Annotated in this window: 15 protein-coding genes; 10 read left to right on the plus strand and 5 right to left on the minus strand. The window is 30.0% G+C overall.

Translation table 11 applies throughout. The features are described from left to right. Positions 1 to 38 precede the first annotated feature (38 nt). The 4 genes from RR430_RS04010 to malQ are packed head-to-tail and all read left to right on the plus strand — an operon-like array spanning position 39 to position 5250. Entirely contained in the window at positions 39 to 1433 is a 1395-nt protein-coding gene (locus RR430_RS04010; RefSeq protein ID WP_332487520.1) for a carbohydrate ABC transporter permease, read from the plus strand. After that, positions 1430 to 2281, plus strand: a complete 852-nt coding sequence (locus RR430_RS04015; protein ID WP_332487518.1) for a sugar ABC transporter permease — start codon at positions 1430 to 1432, stop codon at positions 2279 to 2281. The genes RR430_RS04010 and RR430_RS04015 overlap by 4 nt, the downstream gene beginning before the upstream one ends. Next, complete coding sequence (locus tag RR430_RS04020) at positions 2281 to 3795, plus strand: alpha-amylase family glycosyl hydrolase (RefSeq protein WP_332487517.1); 1515 nt, start codon at positions 2281 to 2283, stop codon at positions 3793 to 3795. Before RR430_RS04015 ends, RR430_RS04020 begins: the two co-directional genes overlap by 1 nt. A gap of 3 nt (positions 3796 to 3798) precedes the next feature. Next, positions 3799 to 5250 (plus strand): 4-alpha-glucanotransferase, encoded by a 1452-nt coding sequence (gene malQ, locus RR430_RS04025; protein ID WP_332487516.1) that lies wholly within the window; start codon positions 3799 to 3801, stop codon positions 5248 to 5250. A 141-nt stretch (positions 5251 to 5391) separates the two neighbouring features. Here malQ and RR430_RS04030 read toward each other — a convergent pair whose 3' ends face one another. Together RR430_RS04030 and RR430_RS04035 are read right to left on the minus strand one after the other, a co-directional pair. Next, the gene (locus tag RR430_RS04030) at positions 5392 to 7650 is read right to left on the minus strand and encodes a glycogen/starch/alpha-glucan phosphorylase (protein WP_332487515.1); all 2259 of its coding nucleotides are present in this window, start codon (positions 7648 to 7650) and stop codon (positions 5392 to 5394) included. Between the two features lie 92 nt (positions 7651 to 7742). Further along, positions 7743 to 8735 (minus strand): LacI family DNA-binding transcriptional regulator, encoded by a 993-nt coding sequence (locus RR430_RS04035; RefSeq protein ID WP_332487514.1) that lies wholly within the window; start codon positions 8733 to 8735, stop codon positions 7743 to 7745. 85 nt (positions 8736 to 8820) lie between these two features. Here RR430_RS04035 and RR430_RS04040 point away from each other — a divergent pair, with 85 nt between their 5' ends. Beyond that, positions 8821 to 9789 (plus strand): PucR family transcriptional regulator, encoded by a 969-nt coding sequence (locus RR430_RS04040; protein WP_332487513.1) that lies wholly within the window; start codon positions 8821 to 8823, stop codon positions 9787 to 9789. A gap of 70 nt (positions 9790 to 9859) precedes the next feature. Then, positions 9860 to 10966, plus strand: a complete 1107-nt coding sequence (locus tag RR430_RS04045) for an ABC transporter ATP-binding protein (RefSeq protein WP_332487511.1) — start codon at positions 9860 to 9862, stop codon at positions 10964 to 10966. A gap of 69 nt (positions 10967 to 11035) precedes the next feature. On the opposite strand, the gene RR430_RS04050 is transcribed toward RR430_RS04045, so the two are convergent. Then, positions 11036 to 11203, minus strand: coding sequence for a hypothetical protein (locus tag RR430_RS04050; protein ID WP_332487509.1), 168 nt, complete (start codon positions 11201 to 11203; stop codon positions 11036 to 11038). A gap of 249 nt (positions 11204 to 11452) precedes the next feature. Here RR430_RS04050 and RR430_RS04055 point away from each other — a divergent pair, with 249 nt between their 5' ends. Beyond that, positions 11453 to 11632, plus strand: coding sequence for a hypothetical protein (locus RR430_RS04055; protein ID WP_332487507.1), 180 nt, complete (start codon positions 11453 to 11455; stop codon positions 11630 to 11632). Between the two features lie 11 nt (positions 11633 to 11643). Here the strand turns inward: RR430_RS04055 and RR430_RS04060 are convergent, their stop codons facing one another. Together RR430_RS04060 and RR430_RS04065 are read right to left on the minus strand one after the other, a co-directional pair. After that, complete coding sequence (locus RR430_RS04060) at positions 11644 to 14775, minus strand: UvrD-helicase domain-containing protein (RefSeq protein WP_332487506.1); 3132 nt, start codon at positions 14773 to 14775, stop codon at positions 11644 to 11646. After that, entirely contained in the window at positions 14762 to 17410 is a 2649-nt protein-coding gene (locus tag RR430_RS04065; protein ID WP_332487505.1) for a PD-(D/E)XK nuclease family protein, read from the minus strand. Before RR430_RS04065 ends, RR430_RS04060 begins: the two co-directional genes overlap by 14 nt. 109 nt (positions 17411 to 17519) lie before the next feature. Between RR430_RS04065 and RR430_RS04070 the strand changes: the two genes are divergently transcribed. The 3 genes from RR430_RS04070 to RR430_RS04080 form a co-directional block, all read left to right on the plus strand. Beyond that, positions 17520 to 17792, plus strand: coding sequence for a hypothetical protein (locus RR430_RS04070; RefSeq protein ID WP_332487503.1), 273 nt, complete (start codon positions 17520 to 17522; stop codon positions 17790 to 17792). 54 nt (positions 17793 to 17846) lie between these two features. After that, entirely contained in the window at positions 17847 to 18560 is a 714-nt protein-coding gene (locus RR430_RS04075; protein WP_323382105.1) for a helix-turn-helix domain-containing protein, read from the plus strand. Positions 18561 to 18604: 44 nt separating this feature from the next. Continuing rightward, the coding region (locus tag RR430_RS04080; protein WP_332508692.1) for an IS3 family transposase at positions 18605 to 18822 on the plus strand (218 nt) is incomplete at its 3' end.

The following is an 18822-nucleotide window of genomic DNA, read 5'->3' on the forward strand; positions in this document are numbered from 1 at the left end:
TGTATAGTTTTGCCCTTTACTTTTAAAGGGGTATAATAATGAAAAAATTTACGAACGGGCTCCTCAAATTAATTAAAGGAATAGGAAATGGTGTAAAATCATTTTTTACTAATTTTATACAGGGTGATTGGATTACAAAAACATCTTACTTGATCATGGGATTTGGAATGCTGGCAAGAAAGCAAATAGTAAAAGGATGTATCTTTTTAGGATTCCAAATTTCTTATATTATTTTTATGCTAGCATCTGGTGGATATTATTTATCAATGTTACCAACATTAGGTAAAAATGTTCAAGGTGAAGTATGGAATGAAACATTACAAATCTATCAAATATCAAAAGGTGACAACTCAATGTTGCTTTTACTTTTTGGTGTTAGTGCTGTTTTAGTTACATTAGGAATATTTATTCTTTATGTATGGAATACTAGAATTGCTTATAGAAATCAAATTGAATTGGAAAAAGGAAATAAGCTCAATAATTTTAAACAAGATTGGAAAGAATTGTGGGATCAAAAATATCATTTCACAATTTTAGCTATTCCATGTGCATTAACATTCTTGTTTACAGTAGTCCCATTAATATTCATGATTTTAATGGCATTTACAAACTATAATAAAAATCATCAACCTCCTGGCAATTTGTTTACTTGGATTGGAATACAAAACTTTAAAGATGTATTGTATCAAAATCCAATGTGGTCAAACACATTTGCAAAACTATTTGTTTGGACAATAATTTGGGCAATATTTGCAACATTCCTTAATTATATCTTTGGGATGTTACTTGCAATTCTTATTAATAAAAAAGGTATTAAACTGAAAAAAATGTGGCGAACTATCTTTGTAATTACAATAGCAGTTCCACAATTTGTTAGTTTGATGCTAATGTCAAAACTATTGCATGATCAAGGTGCATTAAATAATTTACTTATTAATTTTAAATTAATAAAATCGGCCATACCGTTTTTGACAGATGCAACACTTGCAAAAATTACAGTAATTGTAATTAATCTGTGGGTAGGGGTTCCATATTCTATGTTAATTACAAGTGGTATCTTAATGAATATTCCACAAGACTTATATGAAGCTAGTAAAATTGATGGGGCGGGTCCAGTAAAACAATTTACGGCAATAACGTTACCGTACATGTTGCATGTTACGACACCGTATCTAATTACACAATTTATGGCTAATATTAATAACTTCAATGTAATTTATTTATTAACAGGAGGGGATCCAAAGTCTCTTAACTTATATCAAGCAGGTGAAACTGATTTATTAGTAACGTGGTTATATAAATTAACTGTTAATGAACAAAACTTTGCGTTGGCAAGTACAATTGGGATAATTATCTTTGTTGTATTAGCGTTTGTATCATTACTAACTTATAACAATACAAAAGCAGTGAAAGGAGAGAATGATTTCCAATGATGAAGATGGATAAGAAAAATAAAATTACTAATGGCGCAACATATACTGTTCTATCAATATTGGGTATAATTTGGCTGTTTCCAATAGCTTGGTTAATCATGCAATCTTTTCGTGGAGAACCAGGAGCTTTTACAAAGTATTTAATTCCAAAAATTTGGACATTAGATAACTATACAAAATTATTTACTGAAACAGGATTATTTAATTTTCCAAGATGGTTTATTAATACAGCAATTGTAGCGGTAATTAGTTGTATTATTAGTACTATTCTTGTATTGCTTACTAGTTATGCATTCTCTAGATTGCGTTTTAAGGCTCGTAAACCAATGATGAATGTAATACTAGTTCTAGGCATGTTCCCAGGATTCATGTCAATGGTAGCTATCTATCATATCTTAAAAGCTATTGGATTAACTCAAAGTTTAGCTAGTTTAGTATTAGTGTATTCTGGTGGTGCAGCGATGGGTTATTATATTGCAAAAGGTTTCTTTGATACAGTTCCGCGGGCAATTGATGAAGCGGCAATTATTGATGGTGCTACTAAAAATCAAGTGTTTTGGCATATTATTCTTCCAATGAGTAAACCAGTAGTTGTTTATACTATTCTTACTTCATTCATAGCACCATGGGTAGATTTTATATTTGTTTCAGTTATTATGAAAGATAACTATAATAATTATACGGTTGCACTGGGATTGTTCCAAATGCTTACTCGTGAAAACATACAACAATACTTTACACAGTTCTGCGCAGGAGCAGTTTTAATTGCAATCCCTATTACGTTGTTGTTTATCAAAATGCAAAAGTACTATGTAAGTGGTATTACAGCAGGAGGAGCAAAAGGGTAATGAAGAAAATCATCTGTATCACGATGATGCTTCTTTATTTAACTGGTTGTACAAACAATAAAATGAATGCAATAGATAATCAAAACAGTTCGATTTATTATGAGATTTTTGTTGGGTCATTTTGTGATAGTGATAATGATGGAATTGGAGATATCCAAGGGATTATTTCAAAACTAGATTATCTTGAAAGCTTGGGGGTTAAAGGTATATGGCTAACTCCTATTCATCCAAGTGAAAGTTATCATAAATATGATGTATTAAACTATATGGAAATTGATTCAACATTTGGCACAATAGCAGATTTTGAACAGCTTGTTTCTGAAATGAAAATTCGAAACATGGATTTGATTATGGATTTAGTAATAAACCATACATCTAGCAATCATCCGTGGTTTGTAGAAGCAAAAAAGAATATATTAAATAATGCATGTGATTGTGAAAATGATAAGTGCGATTATTATAATTTTTATGATAGTAAAAAAAGTAATAGTACAAAATTATCAAATAATATTTATTACGAATCAGTGTTTAGTGACAAGATGCCAGATCTAAATCTCGATAACCAAGAAGTAAGGCAAGAAATAAAAGATATTGTATCATTTTGGTTATCTAAAGGAATTCAAGGATTTAGACTAGATGCACCATTACATTATTATGGTGATGTAGAAAAAAATAATGAATTCTTATCTTGGCTTAACACAACAGTAAAAGAAATCAAAGGTGATGCTTTTATTGTTGGAGAAGTATGGAGTGATCAAAAAACTATTGAGTCACATTATGAAAGTGAGATTGACAGTTTCTTTAACTTTCCAGCTTCATTTACTGATGGAAAAATAGTAACTAACATACGTAGTAAAAATGGATCAGCATTAGCTAAATATTTTGAAAAGTACAATGCAAGTATAAAATCAATAAATGAAAATGCAGTGGATAGTGTATTCTTGTCAAATCACGACCAAGCGAGAAGCGCAGGGTTCTTTAGTGCGAACCAAGAACAGTCAAAACTTATGGTATCGACATTTCTATTATCACCAGGAAATGTATTTATATATTATGGTGAAGAAATTGGGATGTTAGGTAGTGGTGTTGATCCAAATAAAAGATTACCCATGCAATGGGATTTAAAAGATCCAAAAGGAATGACAAACAATCCAATTGGTGCAGATTATAAAGATAGTGTAGATACAGATGTTAATCGACAAAACAATGATCCAGATTCTCTTTTAAATCATTATCGAAAAGTAGCTAAAGTTAGAAATAAATATAAAGCAATATCAAATGGCTCGTCTGTGTTTGTGGATTTTGATAATTCTTCTATTTATGCAATGAAACATACTCTTAATGATGAAAGTATTTTAGTAATTCATAACTTTAGTGATGAAAAACAAGAAATAATTCTTGAAGAAAAAATAAAAGAAGTTAATATTATAGATATTAATTTAAAAAGCACAGTAAAAAATGAACAAATAAGTATACAACCTTATTCGTCAATTGTGATTAGTATAGAAAGGTAAATTATGAGAAAAGCTGGAATATTAATGCCGGTAGCTTCACTTCCTTCATCATATGGAATAGGTGATTTTGGACCAAGTAGTTATCAATTCATCCAACTTATTAAAGAAACAGGTTTTAAGATTTGGCAAATCTTACCACTTAACCCGTTAGGATATGGTAATTCACCATACCAACCATATTCATCAAAAGCAATGGATGAATGTTATATTAGCTTAGATTTATTAAAAGATGAGGGATTACTTAAAAAAGTAAAACCATTTAACGCTAAAGCTAATAAGGTAAACTATGATGAAGTAAGGAAGTATAAGGAAACATATTTAAAAGAAGCATATACCAATTTTAAAGAAACAAATGATTATAAAAAATTCGCAAGTCAACAATGGTTAAAAAATTATGCTGTTTTTCTAACATTAAAGAAAGCAAATGAAATGAAATGTTGGAATGAATGGCCAAGTGAAGTAAAAAATTGGATTAATGATTCAAGCAGCTATGATATCACACCATTTGAAAGCGAAATAAAGTATGAAATGTTTATCCAATATATTCTTTTAAAACAATGGAATAACTTAAGAAAATATGCCAATGAACATGGTATTGAAGTTATGGGTGATATTCCTATTTATGTGGGTATTGATTCTGATGATGTTTGGACATATCAACAAGGTTTCTTATTGGATGAAGACGGTAAACCAACATTTATTGCAGGAGTACCACCAGATTTCTTTAGTGATGAGGGACAACGATGGGGCAATCCAATATATAATTGGGATCAATTAGAAAAAGATGGTTTTCAATTTTGGTTAGATCGCTTAGCGTATTCGGCAAAACTGTTTGATACAATTCGTATTGACCATTTTAGAGCGTTTGATACATATTGGAAGATTCCAGCTTCATGTCCTACAGCTATAGAGGGTGAATGGATAGAAGCACCTGGATATAAATTATTCGATACAATTTATGAAACTTATCCAAAAATCAAAATCGTTGCGGAAGACTTGGGTGATTTAAGACCAGAAGTTTTAATTCTAAGAGATCATTTCAATTTAACCGGAATGAGAATTGTTCAACACTCATTTGATACTGAAAAACCAATGATGGATCGAGATAATTTAGTTGCCTATACAGGTACACATGATAACGAAACGGTGACTGTTTGGTATAAAAATATGAGTCGTAAAGATAAAAATAAAGTAAATAAATATTTTAAGGAACATGGATATTTATTTGCTAATCCTGTAGATAATCTGATTCAATATACATTGGATACAAAAGCAAAATACGCTATTTTACCAATGACTGATTTATTAAGAAAAGATGATCGATCGCGTATTAATTTCCCAGGAACTGTTGGAGATCCAAATTGGCAATGGAAAATGAAAGATTTTGTAGAATATATAAATCGTATTGATGATATCAAAAAAATGTTGATTCATGGTAAACGAATAAAACAATGATCTATAAATATTAACCTCGTTATTAAGATGAAAATCAAAATTCGAGGTTTTTTTGATGAAGAAGTAAAAAAATAAATCTCTTTATAAAACAGAGATTTATTTAAAGTTAATATTATTTTCTATAAACAATTTTGAATGAATTTATTTCTTTAATTTCCATATATCTTTTTCATAATCATTGATTGTTCTGTCAGATGAGAAGTATCCAGCGTATGCAATGTTTACAAGCATTTTTTTATTCCATAATAATGAGTTATCAAAGTCGAGAATCATTGCATCTTTAACTTGAGTATAATCTTTGAAGTCAAGTAAAGTCATGAACCAATCTTTATTTAATAATTCATTATATAAATCAGTTAAACATTTTTTATCGCCAATTGAAATCAACTCATCACTAATAATAAAGTCCAATACATCATGAATGCATTTATCTTGATTATAAAAATCTTTACTTACGTAATCAGCTTTATCATAGTGCGATATAATTTGATCTGATGTTTCACCAAATAAGTAAATGTTTTCCTTACCTACTAAATTAGATATTTCTACATTTGCACCATCTAAAGTACCGATTGTTACAGCGCCATTTAACATGAATTTCATATTGCCTGTTCCACTTGCTTCTTTTGATGCGAGTGATATTTGTTCAGATATATCAGCGGCAGGTATTAACTTTTCTGCATAAGTAACGTTATAATTTTCAACCATAACTACTTTTAAATATGGAGCTACATCAGGATCAGAATTTATTAATTCTTGTAGACACAATAATAAGTGAATAATATTCTTTGCCATTACATAAGCAGGCGCAGCTTTTGCACCAAATATCATTGTAATTGGATGAGTAGGTAATATTCCATTTTTGATTTGTAAATATTTATAGATTACATATAAGGCATTCATTTGTTGACGTTTGTATTCATGCAAACGTTTGATTTGAATACTAAATATAGAATTTGGATTTAATTCGATTCCTTCATTTTTTAATATCGTTTTGCATAATTCATTCTTTGCTTCTTGCTTAATGATACTCAACTGTTTTAAAACTGTTTCATCATCAATATATTGTAGTAACTCTTTTAAGTGATTTGCATCATTTTTCCACTCATTACCGATTAACTTTGTAATAAAGTTTGATAATGCAGGATTAGAATGCATTAGCCATCTTCTAAATGTTATACCATTTGTTTTGTTAGTAAATTTGTTTGGATATATATCATAGAACTCTTTTAGCTCAACATGTTTAAGGATATCAGTATGAATAGCAGCAACGCCATTAATCGAGAATCCATAATGCATATCAATTCTTGCCATATGAACACGGTTTTGATCATCAATAATGCTAACAGTAGGGTTGTTATATGTTTTATTAACACGATTATTTAATTCTTCAATAATCGTGATTAAATGAGGAACTACCTTTTCTAAATATGTTATTGGCCACTTTTCTAAAGCTTCTTGTAAGATAGTGTGATTAGTATATGCACAAGTATTAGAGACTATAGAAATTGCTTCATCCATTGTTAACCCTTCTTTGATTAATAAACGAATTAACTCAGGTATCACAAGAGTAGGGTGGGTATCGTTTATTTGAATAACAATATGATTTGATAATTCATGCAAGTTAATATTGTTTTTCTTACATTCATCAAGAATGTATTGTGCGCCACATGATACCATAAAATATTGTTGATAAATGCGCAATAAATGACCTTTTTCATCACTGTCATCAGGATATAGAAATAATGTTAGATTCTTTTCTATCTCGCTTTTGTCAAAAGTGATGCCATCTTTAACTATAGTTTCATCAAGTGTTTCAATATCAAATAAATGTAATTTATTTTTGCCGCCATTATATCCTAAGATGTTAATATCAAATAAGTGCCCAACACATTTAAATCCACCAAAAGGAACAATATAAGTATTATGAGTATCAATTAGCCAGTTTTCAGTTTGAATCCATGGATTAATATTTTCTTGTTGTTTATGATTTTCAAATACTTGCTTAAATAAACCGTAATGATAATTTAGACCAATACCGTCACCATCAAGTTGTAATGTAGCAATAGAATCAAGAAAACATGCTGCAAGCCTTCCTAAACCACCATTTCCTAAAGAGGGCTCGTTTTCAAATTCTTCGATTTCATTAAGTGAAAAGCCATTGTTTTCCAGTACTTGTTTAACTTCATCATAGATATGTAAGTTAATTAAGTTATTTGACAGCAATTTACCAATTAAAAATTCCGCACTAATATAATAAAGCTTTTTATCACCTTTAATATCAGGTTGTTTATCAGTTTCTTCTTTAACGAGTGTCATTAGTGATAGAAATAATTCTTCCTTTGTTGAGTCTTTAATAGGGTGTTTTAATATATTTTGTAGTTTGTTTTCAATATTCATATTTTTACCTCGCTTTGAAATCATAACATAGGAAAACGTTTTCCACAAGTCTTAGTAAAATAAAAAAACAAGGTAATTTATACCCTGTTTAATTACATAATAACATCGTCATACTTAATTACTTTAACTTCATAATTAAGTAAACGTTGTCTTCCTTTTTCACCTTCTAGTAGGCGTTTAATCTCAAGTACTGCTTGTTTTGAAGTTTCATAGAAATCTTGTTTACATGTAAGCATTTGTTTTCCTACATATCCCATTAAAGTAATGCCATCATAACCACAACATCTTCTAAAGATATTCATATTAATCAAAGCATTTACAGCTCCAATTGCCATCAAGTCAGATGCACATACAACGGCATCGGCATCACTAGCATATCGTTGTGTTAATTCATATGCTTTTTTTTCGCTAAACTCAGCGTATTGAATGTTTAAATCAAATCCAAACTCATTTTGAAGTTTTTGTATTCCTTGGATACGCATGTCGGTAACGTAACCATTTTGCTTGCCGGCTAAGTATAGTACTTTATGGCATGGATCTTTTTCAAGTAATGCTTTAGCAACATCGTATTGTCCTTGAATGTGATCAACGATAACACTAGATGTAATGTCGTTAACAATTGGGGCATCAACAACAGTTACTAAAAATTGACCGCTATTAATAATTTCGTGAATAACAGTATCTTCTTTATTTAAACCATAAACAACAATTGCATTTATACCTTGTGCAATAAAATATCGACTTAATTCTTCTGGTGTATAATCATGAACAGTCTGATTGAATATTGTAACAACATCTAAATTAATCTCTTTAGCTTGTTCAAAAGCACCTTGTAGGTATTGCATATTTATTTCATCCACCGCCTGCTTAAGGTCATTGATATAAATATAAAGAGCAACCTTTTCAGTTTTCTTGCTAGATAGATTACTAGCAGTTAAATTAGGGATATAGTTTAATTCTTTAATCGCTTCAAGAACTTTCTTTTTTGTGGCATCAGAAATAGTTGTATAATTCTTTAATACTTTTGAAACTGTACTAGCAGAAACACCTGCTTTTTTTGCAACATCTATAATTGTGGCTACCATAATATTTACCTCTATGTATAGTTTAGCAAATTAATGATTAACCTACAATGCGAGTATGATAGAATAATACTAGAGGTATACTAATATGAGTAAATATCTTAATGATTTATTACAAGACTATACAAACCAATTTCAATGTAGCTTACGATGTTTAGTTAAACAAGGAGAAGTTCTTTTTGAAGTAGGCAAGTTGACTAATGAAGCTAATCGATGTGAGTTTGAATTTAATCATATGACTTATGTATTAGAATCAGTGGAATTAAGTGAGAAAGATTTAAAGCTTATATCATTGGCATGTATGCAATGTCTTAAGAATGAGATCAAAACCAAGAGTAATGAAGATATATTAGCTATAGCATTGAGACAAGAGTTAACGCATTTAGATCAAAGACAGTTAACAAATGCTTTTAATTGTGAATGGTATGGACTGATGTTAATTGTTGATCCACATAATCGAAATGATGAAATACTAGATCTAGTTAAGCAATTGAGTCAATATTATTTATGTGTGACAAGAGTAGAGAATCAATTGTTAATTCTAATGAACTGGGAAGATATTGAACAAGCTACAATTATTCAACAATCACTTGAAAGCGAATTGTATATATTGTCTAAAGTATATACAAGTAGAAAAATAACGGATTTAAGTGAGATAAGTTCTAGTTATGATAATCTATGTGAAATAAAGCGCTTGGCCACAGTATTCTACCCAAATAAAGTAATTATTAAGGAATCAGATTTAAGTTTGGTATATACAATCAACAAACTAACTAAAGCAGAAACAGAGAAGATATTAGCTGAAACTAATCAAGAAGGTTTAAAATTATTGGATGACTTAGAAAATAAAAAAATGATTCAAGTATTCTTTGATAATAATTTAAATCTAGCAGAAACAGCTCGCCAACTATATATCCATCGTAATACATTAATCTATCGTTTAGATAAATTAACAGAAGTATTAGGGCTAGATATACGAAAATTTGATGATGCTTTTCAATTGTCTTATCTAATGATGCTTATGCAACATGTCAAAAGCACTAAGAAATTAGGATGATTTTTGGTTATTCTACCAATAGATAGTAAATAACTATAATGATAGAATATAAACAACAGTGGAGGTCATTATGGCAAGTTTAAGTTTAAAACACATTTATAAAAAATATGAAAATGGATTTGAAGCAGTAAAAGATTTCAATCTAGAAATCGCAGATAAAGAATTTATTATTTTCGTTGGTCCTTCTGGATGTGGTAAATCTACTACATTACGTATGATTGCAGGATTAGAAGAAATATCGTCTGGTGAATTAAGTATTGATGGTCAATTAATGAATAATGTTGAGCCAAAAGATCGTGATATCGCAATGGTTTTCCAAAACTATGCATTATATCCACATATGACAGTATTTGAAAATATGGCATTTGGTTTAAAATTGCGTAAATTCCCTAAAGAAGAAATCAAAGCAAAAGTTGAAGAGGCTGCAAAAATCTTAGACCTTGAAACTTTATTAGATAGAAAACCAGCTGCATTGTCAGGTGGGCAAAGACAACGTGTTGCTATGGGACGTGCGATTGTCCGAGATCCAAAAGTATTTTTAATGGATGAACCATTAAGTAACTTGGATGCTAAATTACGTGTGCAAATGCGTACAGAAATTTCTAAGCTTCATCAAAAATTAGGTTCAACAATGGTTTATGTTACACATGACCAAACAGAAGCAATGACACTAGGTACTAGAATTGTTGTTATGAAAGATGGAATTGTTCAACAAGTTGATACACCTAAAAACTTATATGATAAACCAGATAACTTATTTGTAGCAGGATTCATTGGGTCACCTCAAATGAACTTCGTAGTATGTGAGGTAATTGAAAAATTTGATGGCGTATACTTGATATTTGATAATAACGCTCTTCACTTAACTGATGAAAAAGCAAAAATATTAAAAGCAAATGGTTATATTGGAAAACGTGTCATGATGGGTATTCGTCCAGAAGACTTACATGATAAAGATTATTCACTAAAAGTATATAAAGATACAATTCGTGCATCTGTTACAGTGTATGAATTAGTAGGAGCTGAAGTATATCTATACTTTGATTGCAATGCTACTCATATGATTGCTCGTGTTAACCCTAACACAAAAGCAAGAATTGGTGATCAAATTGAATTATATCTTGATTCAGATGCAATGCATTTATTTGACATTGAAACTGAACAAGCAATTCGTTAATTATAAAATGAGCTATTACGTATTAGGTGATTGATATCAATCCCTAAAAGTGTAGTGGCTTTTTTTCTTTTAGGAAAGTTCTCCAAAGTTAGCTTTGATATAGCCGTTATTTTTATATAACGCAATGATTCTTTTATTAATGTCATCAGAGAATGCAGAATTTGGTTTCCTATTGCGATTACCATGGATGAAACCTTCTTTACCAAATTCATTGTATTTCTTGATTAATCGATTCACTACTCTTAGGGTACATTTCAGCTTTAAAGCTACTGTCTTTTTATTTCCTTGAGTTTCGACACATTTCTTAATTCACTCATATTTAAGCATTTCATTCATTCTTAAATTTACTCCTTCCTCTATCGGAAGAGGTATCATACACAACATCTAGGATATTATCATTTGCGGAATCCTATTTTGGAATAATGTGCAAAAGAATTGCGATAATTACTGTAATGAACTATAGTAATTAAGCAAGAGGTGATGCCCATGAATATGATAGATATACTTATAATAGGTGTAATTATAATACTGTTAGCAATTACATATATACTAGTTAAAAAGACTAAAAAAGAGGGATGTTCAGGTGCATGCCTTGGATGTGTACAAGAAAAAACATGTCGCATTAAAAACTTCAAAGAAGATTATGATAATGACAATAAGAGTTAGTTCAATTTGAACTAACTCTTAATTTCTATATACTCTTCTAATGCAAAGCTATACAAGTAGGATGTAACTACAGTATTAGGATACAATATTGATAGTGCTAAACGATAGGTCTCTATTTGCGAATGATAACGATGTATTAGTTCTTGTTTAGTAATATTCTTATCAGTTTTAAAGTCAATAAGAATACACTTGGATTCATTAATTGCGATGAAGTCAAAACTACCTTGAATTAATTTGTTATTAGATAGTACACAGAAAGGGTATTCTTTTAGTATAGTCATTGTGCAACATTCTTTGTATAAAGTTGTTTGACTAAATTGAATTAACTTATTAGTATCCTCCAATGAAATATCATTTGATGCAAAATCATCGAATACCCATTCAGTATTTGGTAATTTTTCAATAATTTCATGTATCGTAGTACCATGATTTTGAACTGAAGTTAAATTTAGTTTTGGTATAAAGTAATTTTCAGTTGAACTAGGTGAATAACTTTCGATAAGATAAACAGGTAGTTCGTATTTTTTATTATATACAATTGTTTCTTTTGCTTGCTTTTGAACTATTTCATTATTTAAGTCAGTAACATCATAGATATTAAAATTTGGTTGTGATGATAAAGCGGATAACAATAAAGTAGTCATACCTTTTCGTGCATTAAGTAAAGACAAAGTAATATTTTTTTGATTTATATCTTTCTCTAATTTATCTACAAGGATTAATTTAGTTTCAGCACGAGTAAGTGCAACATAGAGAACACGAATAGCTTCTTCTAAATCTTCTAAGTTGATTTTATGTTCTATGGCAATACGTTGGAATGTTGATCTACGTAAACGATATGGCAATGAAAAGGCATAACAACCAATTCCTAAATCGGGATCTACCAATACATCATCTTTTTTGTCTTGTAATAGATTTTGTGATGTGCTCCAATAAAATACAACTTTATATTGTAAACCTTTAGAGTGGTGTATAGTTATCGCTCTAACAACATCTTCTTCAGGTCCTAGAGCTGTAGCTTCATCGGATTTTTCTTCAATATTCAAATCAATTTGATTGATGAATTTCTTAAGACTATTAGAAGTTAATTGGAAAGTAGATGCTTTTTGAAATAACAAATCAAAATTAGTACGTTGTTGTGAATCTAATTGATCACTTACAAAATTGTTAATTGTTGCAATATAGTTCAACAGTTCACACAATCCTTTTGTTTTCATTATTTCTCTACAAAATTGAATGTCATTAATAAAAGGATGCTGCGTTTGAATTAAACCATTGTAAATAGTTTTATATTTAAGTTTAAGTAGTGCTAATTCATTATCGCTCATTTTATACAAAGGTGATGTACATACTGCAACTAAAGGAATATCTTGTATTTCATCAACACATCGCAACATGCTGATTACAATATGACAACAAATTGATTGATAGAAACCTTCTTTAGCGTCAATACTATAAGGTATGTTGTATTTACTAAATACTTGTTTAAGTAAATTCTTATCAGAATGAGATTTTGCAAGTATTACATAATCACGCCAATGAGTAAATTCTGTTGTCTTTCTCATTTCGATTATTTTCTGTGCGATAAAAACTGCTTTTGCGTGTTTATTATCAAGGTCATTATCCATTTCTTTTACACGTAATCCATAAAATTCAACAGGTGAATCAAATGATTTTTGATTAACAGTGCCTGCTTGAACATGGTCTATATCACGATAAGTATCTTTGCATCCTTCAACATTCATCAAACGGTTAAATAAATCATTTGTAAATGAAACTATCGAATGATTTGAACGATAATTGTACGCCAAATTTATTTGTTTGGTGTTTTGATCATTCATTAATTCTCTCATGATTTCAGGCTTAGCTTTTCTAAAACGATAAATAGATTGTTTAACATCACCAACTCTAAAGACATTATTACCAGAAGAAATTAAACATAGTATTTCATTTTGTAATTCACTTGTGTCTTGAAATTCATCGACAAGTATTTCTTTTAATGAATTTCTATAGATAGTTGCGATACGATTATGGTCTGCACATAGAATTTGATATGCAAATTTCTCCATATCATCAAAACTAATAGCTTTAAGTTCTTTTTTATTATTATCTAATTCTATACTTACTTCATAAGTAAAGTCTAATAGACTAGATGTAAAATCATTCATTGCATTTGAGTCGTTTCTTAGTGTTTCGAAGTCAGGGTATTTATTAATACATTTATTTCGATGGTCTCTATAATTTTCTCTTATGGCAGTATATTCCTTATTTTTACCATAAGGCGCAATAGCTTTAGCAAGAAATCTTCTAAATGCATTAATAAAGATATCGATGTTTTTGTCATTGAGTTTATTTCTTGTGTCATCTAAGAATTCTAAATTCAATAAAATACTGGTTAGTACTTTATCAGGTGCACTACTATCGGATTCAATCACTTTTTTACAATCTAATAAGTATTGATATGCTATTTCTATATCAAGAGTACATGATGAGAAAAAGTAATCTAGCAATGTTGAATCACAATCATTTTGAGTTTGAATAAATGAAGTAGCTTTCTTTGCGTTGTTGTACCATTCTAACTCATTGCTAGATGAACTTGCTTTTTGAGCAATATCAAAAACGGTTTCTCTTAAATTAGTAAAATCCTCAGACCTTGCAGAGAAGTACTGAGACATAAATGAAATTTTATCAAAAGAATTATTGCACCAATTTGTAAGTACTTTATCAAATGCTTTTGTTTTAGCGAATTCAAGTTGTCCTTCTTCAAGTATTCTATTAGCAAAGTTTGGATCTAATCCAATTGCGTCCGCATGTTTCTTAATCAAGTCTAAGCAAAAAGAGTGAATGGTTGATATCTTAGCATCTTGTAAATATACTAATTGTTTAGCAATGTATTCTTTATCGGCATTTTCTTTTAGATACTCTTCATTTAAACGTTTTGATAAACGTTTTTTCATTTCGTTAGCTGCAGCTTCGGTGAAGGTCATTGCGAGGACTTCATTAAGTTCTACGTGATCAATTAAGCAACGTTTAACTAGACGCTCTACTAGTACGGCAGTTTTTCCTGCGCCAGCAGATGCAGAGACTAATACATTGGAACCACTTGTTTGAATAGCTTCTAATTGTTCTTTATTCCACTTCATCTTTGCCACTGCCTTTCTTTAGAGATGTATCAGCCAGTACTAAAACTTCAGGATCTTTTTCCTGACCTTTAAAACGGCATATAGTTTTATACATACAGTATGTACAAGCGTTTTTAACTGGATTAACTTCAATACAACCGTCTGTTAATTGTTCAACTAAGAGTTTATATAGTTCTTTTAGACATTCTTCAATAGATGTCTCATCATATAAAGTAAAAGATAATCCATTTTTATTTAAACGTATATTTTTTATGTGGGAGGCATTATAGTCAAGAGTATCTTCTGGTAGTAGGGTCCAGCCAGACAATTGATGGCTTTTATTAAAGGCGTTAATAGTATCTTCGCTCGACCAATCAGAATATACCTCTTTAGATTCGATAATTGCAGGTAAACTAATATTTTCATTTTTTAGTGAATAATAATAAGCACCAACAGTTTTCTTATCAAATAAGTATTTAGCAAGAATTAAGTAAGTGCATAATTGCAACTGTACCCCAGCTTTAATAGAAGTTTCTGATAAAGTTTTAGAGCTTGACTTATAATCAATGATTCGTAATAAATCATAACTAAAATCAATGCGATCTATTACACCTTGCAGTGTAATGTTTTCAAAGAAATCACTTGTAAACTTATATTCAAAATGAGTAGGTACAAATGATGTTTGTAATTCCATATCTTTCAAGAATTCAAACGTAGTACATAGGTTATCAATCATTTTGTTGTATATTAAAGTAGTTTTCTCTTTTTCTTTAGGAAATAGTTGCAGTAATGATTCGTAGTACTGAATGCTAATTTCTTTCATGGTGTCAGCATTAATTTTTGCGTAGTCTTTACCGAATCGTTTACAAGATTCCTCAAGAATAGCATGTTGAATTGTACCGATAGTATTTGATGCAAGTTCACTAAATTTGAAGTCAGTTACTCTTAACCCATATTTAAGAAAATATGCATATTGGCAACTGAAATACTTTTCAAATGAAGAGACACTTCCTTTTAACTTACCATCAGTAAAGAATAAAGCACTTGCTAATTCAGAAGTAAGTTTATGTTTTTCTATCATATCATTGTCATTACTTATACAAGGTAGTTCAGTAATATCTATGACTAATGATTCTATTTCGAATGATGACTCTGTCTTTTTACCTTGATAATCTAATAGTGGATAAGTAAAGTTAATTTCATTTGCACAATGTTCAATCCATTTTAATTGTTTAAGGTAAGAATTAAAACGATATTGCATTGATATAAGTGGTGTTTTAAATCGATATTCTTCATCAAATATGCCACTCTCACTAATAAATCCAGGATAGCTTTTTTGATTAACACCAACAATATACGCTATTTTTCTTGAAGGTAGTTGATGTGTTTTGTCAGTGATTGATACTCTGCCTAAACAACTAGTAGAAACGGATTGTGTTTTATTTTCAGTTAAGTAGAGAACTAATTCTAAATCATTACTTGTTTCTAAAAGTGGACATATATCTTCTAATAATGCTTTCAAGGCATATAAATCAGATTGATTAGCTGGGTTACTTAATGAGACACACTGATTAAATATATCATTGCATATTGTTTGAGGATTAGATGTTTCTAATGCTTTCTCAATATAAGGTTTAATTAATGGGACAAACTCATTAAATTCCTTTTCTTCATTTATTAGTATTTTATCTTCATTTGTATTTAAAAAATTAAAAGAAAGTGATGTGTAATGATTTGATGGGATTGTCGTATCTTTTAAAGAAGATATGAATTGACTCATATAATGAGTAATTGCATTTGTATGGTGAATAGGAAATGCATGACTATCTAAGGCGTCAATTAATGAAGGAATATCTTTGTTTATATATAGTCGTAATAATGAACTTGCGATTGTAAACATTGGTGATATAGTAGAACGTTGAATAAATCCGTAAGGAATATGATATTGATTAAATACTTGTTCAATTAGATCGTAGTAAGATGAATCAAAAGGAATAATTATAATATCCTCGGCAAGTAGTTTTCTGTTAATAATTTCTTGTGCGATAGCTTCTACTTCTATTCTTTGATTTAAGGCATGTCTATACGTATATGTAGGATTTTGTATAGACTGTATTGGTTCTATAGCTAATCCGTTTAAAACACACTTTTCATGCACAAGAGTGTCATAAATATTAGTGCTAAATGAATTAGTGGATGCAATATTATTGAAATTGGTAAAATCAAGTGATAAAGGATTAAGTGAAGGATAGAGATTTGAATCAGTTAAGCATAATTCAATTATTTTTTTAAGCTCTTTTTCACTTTCTAAAGTATTTGGAAGGGTATCTATTATATTATCCCAATCTTGATCTAATAAATATTCTTTGAATATGGTTGAAAGTGCTAAATCTTGAGTAAAATTTACTACTTGTTGAATGAATTGTGGATAAGAAAACATCTTTCCGTAAATAGGGTATAAATAAGCAAGGGGAGCTAGTTTTTTATACACATAAATTAATTGATTTTCCTTTGACATAAATTGTGGATAAAAATCATGTAACCACGCATGAAAAGGCATCCATTTGATATTTGTCAAAGATGCACAATTTTCCTTAAAAAGTTGATTAATTGCAATTAAATCTCTTGTTGCTGAATCAATTAAAAGAGTTTTCATAAGTATCACCGATTTTATTCTAACACATTAGTAAACTTTGTTGTATTTAAGCGAAAAAATAAGCTATAATATTTCCATGAAAAGAAAATAATTAACAGGAGGGAATGAAGTGATTTTAGATATTCTTATGACCTTCGGTAGTGCTCGAAAAAATGAAGATGATTGCCAGTTTAATGGCTACTTAGAAGATTACCTTCAATTGTTAGACAACCGTGAAGAACACCTCCAAGTTTTATTCCAAAAAGTAGTAGAAAAATACCCAAATGCTCGTATTTGTGTCGGACTAAGATTCGCGATTAATAAGGAAGTAGTTTCCAACCAAATTATTGGTTATAAAGATGCGTTTAAGTTGGAAGGGAAAGCATTGATAAGATCACTCTAAAGTAGACAATGTAAATAAATAAAACATTGACTATGAAAGGAGTGATCTTTTCTTATGGGAAGGAAAAGTAAATATACAGTAGAGCAGAAGAAAGAAGCGATACTTGATTATAAAAGTGGAAAACGAGGATTATCACAGATTTGTAATGATTTGGGAATAAGTAAACATACGGTATATAAATGGAATACTGTTTATGATGATTTAGGAGTAGAAGGATTCTATAGTAAGGCACGCAACAAATCCTATTCGAAAGAACTAAAAGTATCTGCAGTCAATGATTATGTGTCTGGTAAGGGTTCCTATATCGATATTACGAGGAAATATGGTATAACCAGTCATTCCATTTTAGAACAATGGGTTTTCAAGTATAATGGTTATGAAAAACTAAAGGACTATAATCCTAAGGGGGAAGTTTATATGACCAAAGCTAGAAAAACAACAATCGAGGAACGCCAAGAAGTCGTGAAGTACTGCAAAGACCACAATAATGAATATAAGCTTGCGGCAGAATATTTTAATGTGTCCTATGCACAAGTCTATCAGTGGGTAAAAAAACACGATGAGCAAGGTGAATCCGGCTTAGAGGATCATCGTGGACAACGTAAAGCACTTGAACAATTAAGCGAAGTTGAAAAACTTCAACGAGAAAACCAGTTACTAAAACAACGACTTGAAAAGAAAGAACGAGAGAATATCCTCTTAAAAAAAGTGAAGGAAATCGAAAGGAGGCGATATTTGCCAAAGGGAAACAAGAACCAAAATACATAGCAATTAAAGAACTATACGAAGAACGTCATTGGAGTATAAGTTGGATGTGTAACATCTTAGGAATAGCAAGAGCCAGTTATTACAAGTGGTTGAATAGAAAAGAAACAAAGGAAGAAATAGAAAATCGTATACTACTACAACTCATTCAAGAATATGATGAACGATTTAATCATATCCTTGGCTATCGAAGAATGACGAGATGGATTAATAAGTTTAATCATGCAAAATATAGTAAACGAAGAATACGCCGACTTATGAAGCT

This window comes from Anaerorhabdus sp. (genome assembly GCF_036641015.1).
Taxonomy (GTDB): domain Bacteria; phylum Bacillota_I; class Bacilli_A; order Erysipelotrichales; family Erysipelotrichaceae; genus Anaerorhabdus.

Coding starts and splice junctions, on each gene's coding strand:
- malQ (WP_332487516.1), top strand. CDS start 3,799: ATGAGAAAAGCTGGAATATTAATGCCGGTAGCTTCACTTCCTTCATCA.
- RR430_RS04030 (WP_332487515.1), bottom strand. CDS start 7,650: ATGAATATTGAAAACAAACTACAAAATATATTAAAACACCCTATTAAA.
- RR430_RS04060 (WP_332487506.1), bottom strand. CDS start 14,775: ATGAAGTGGAATAAAGAACAATTAGAAGCTATTCAAACAAGTGGTTCC.
- RR430_RS04035 (WP_332487514.1), bottom strand. CDS start 8,735: ATGGTAGCCACAATTATAGATGTTGCAAAAAAAGCAGGTGTTTCTGCT.
- RR430_RS04055 (WP_332487507.1), top strand. CDS start 11,453: ATGAATATGATAGATATACTTATAATAGGTGTAATTATAATACTGTTA.
- RR430_RS04075 (WP_323382105.1), top strand. CDS start 17,847: ATGGGAAGGAAAAGTAAATATACAGTAGAGCAGAAGAAAGAAGCGATA.
- RR430_RS04020 (WP_332487517.1), top strand. CDS start 2,281: ATGAAGAAAATCATCTGTATCACGATGATGCTTCTTTATTTAACTGGT.
- RR430_RS04040 (WP_332487513.1), top strand. CDS start 8,821: ATGAGTAAATATCTTAATGATTTATTACAAGACTATACAAACCAATTT.
- RR430_RS04045 (WP_332487511.1), top strand. CDS start 9,860: ATGGCAAGTTTAAGTTTAAAACACATTTATAAAAAATATGAAAATGGA.
- RR430_RS04010 (WP_332487520.1), top strand. CDS start 39: ATGAAAAAATTTACGAACGGGCTCCTCAAATTAATTAAAGGAATAGGA.
- RR430_RS04065 (WP_332487505.1), bottom strand. CDS start 17,410: ATGAAAACTCTTTTAATTGATTCAGCAACAAGAGATTTAATTGCAATT.
- RR430_RS04015 (WP_332487518.1), top strand. CDS start 1,430: ATGATGAAGATGGATAAGAAAAATAAAATTACTAATGGCGCAACATAT.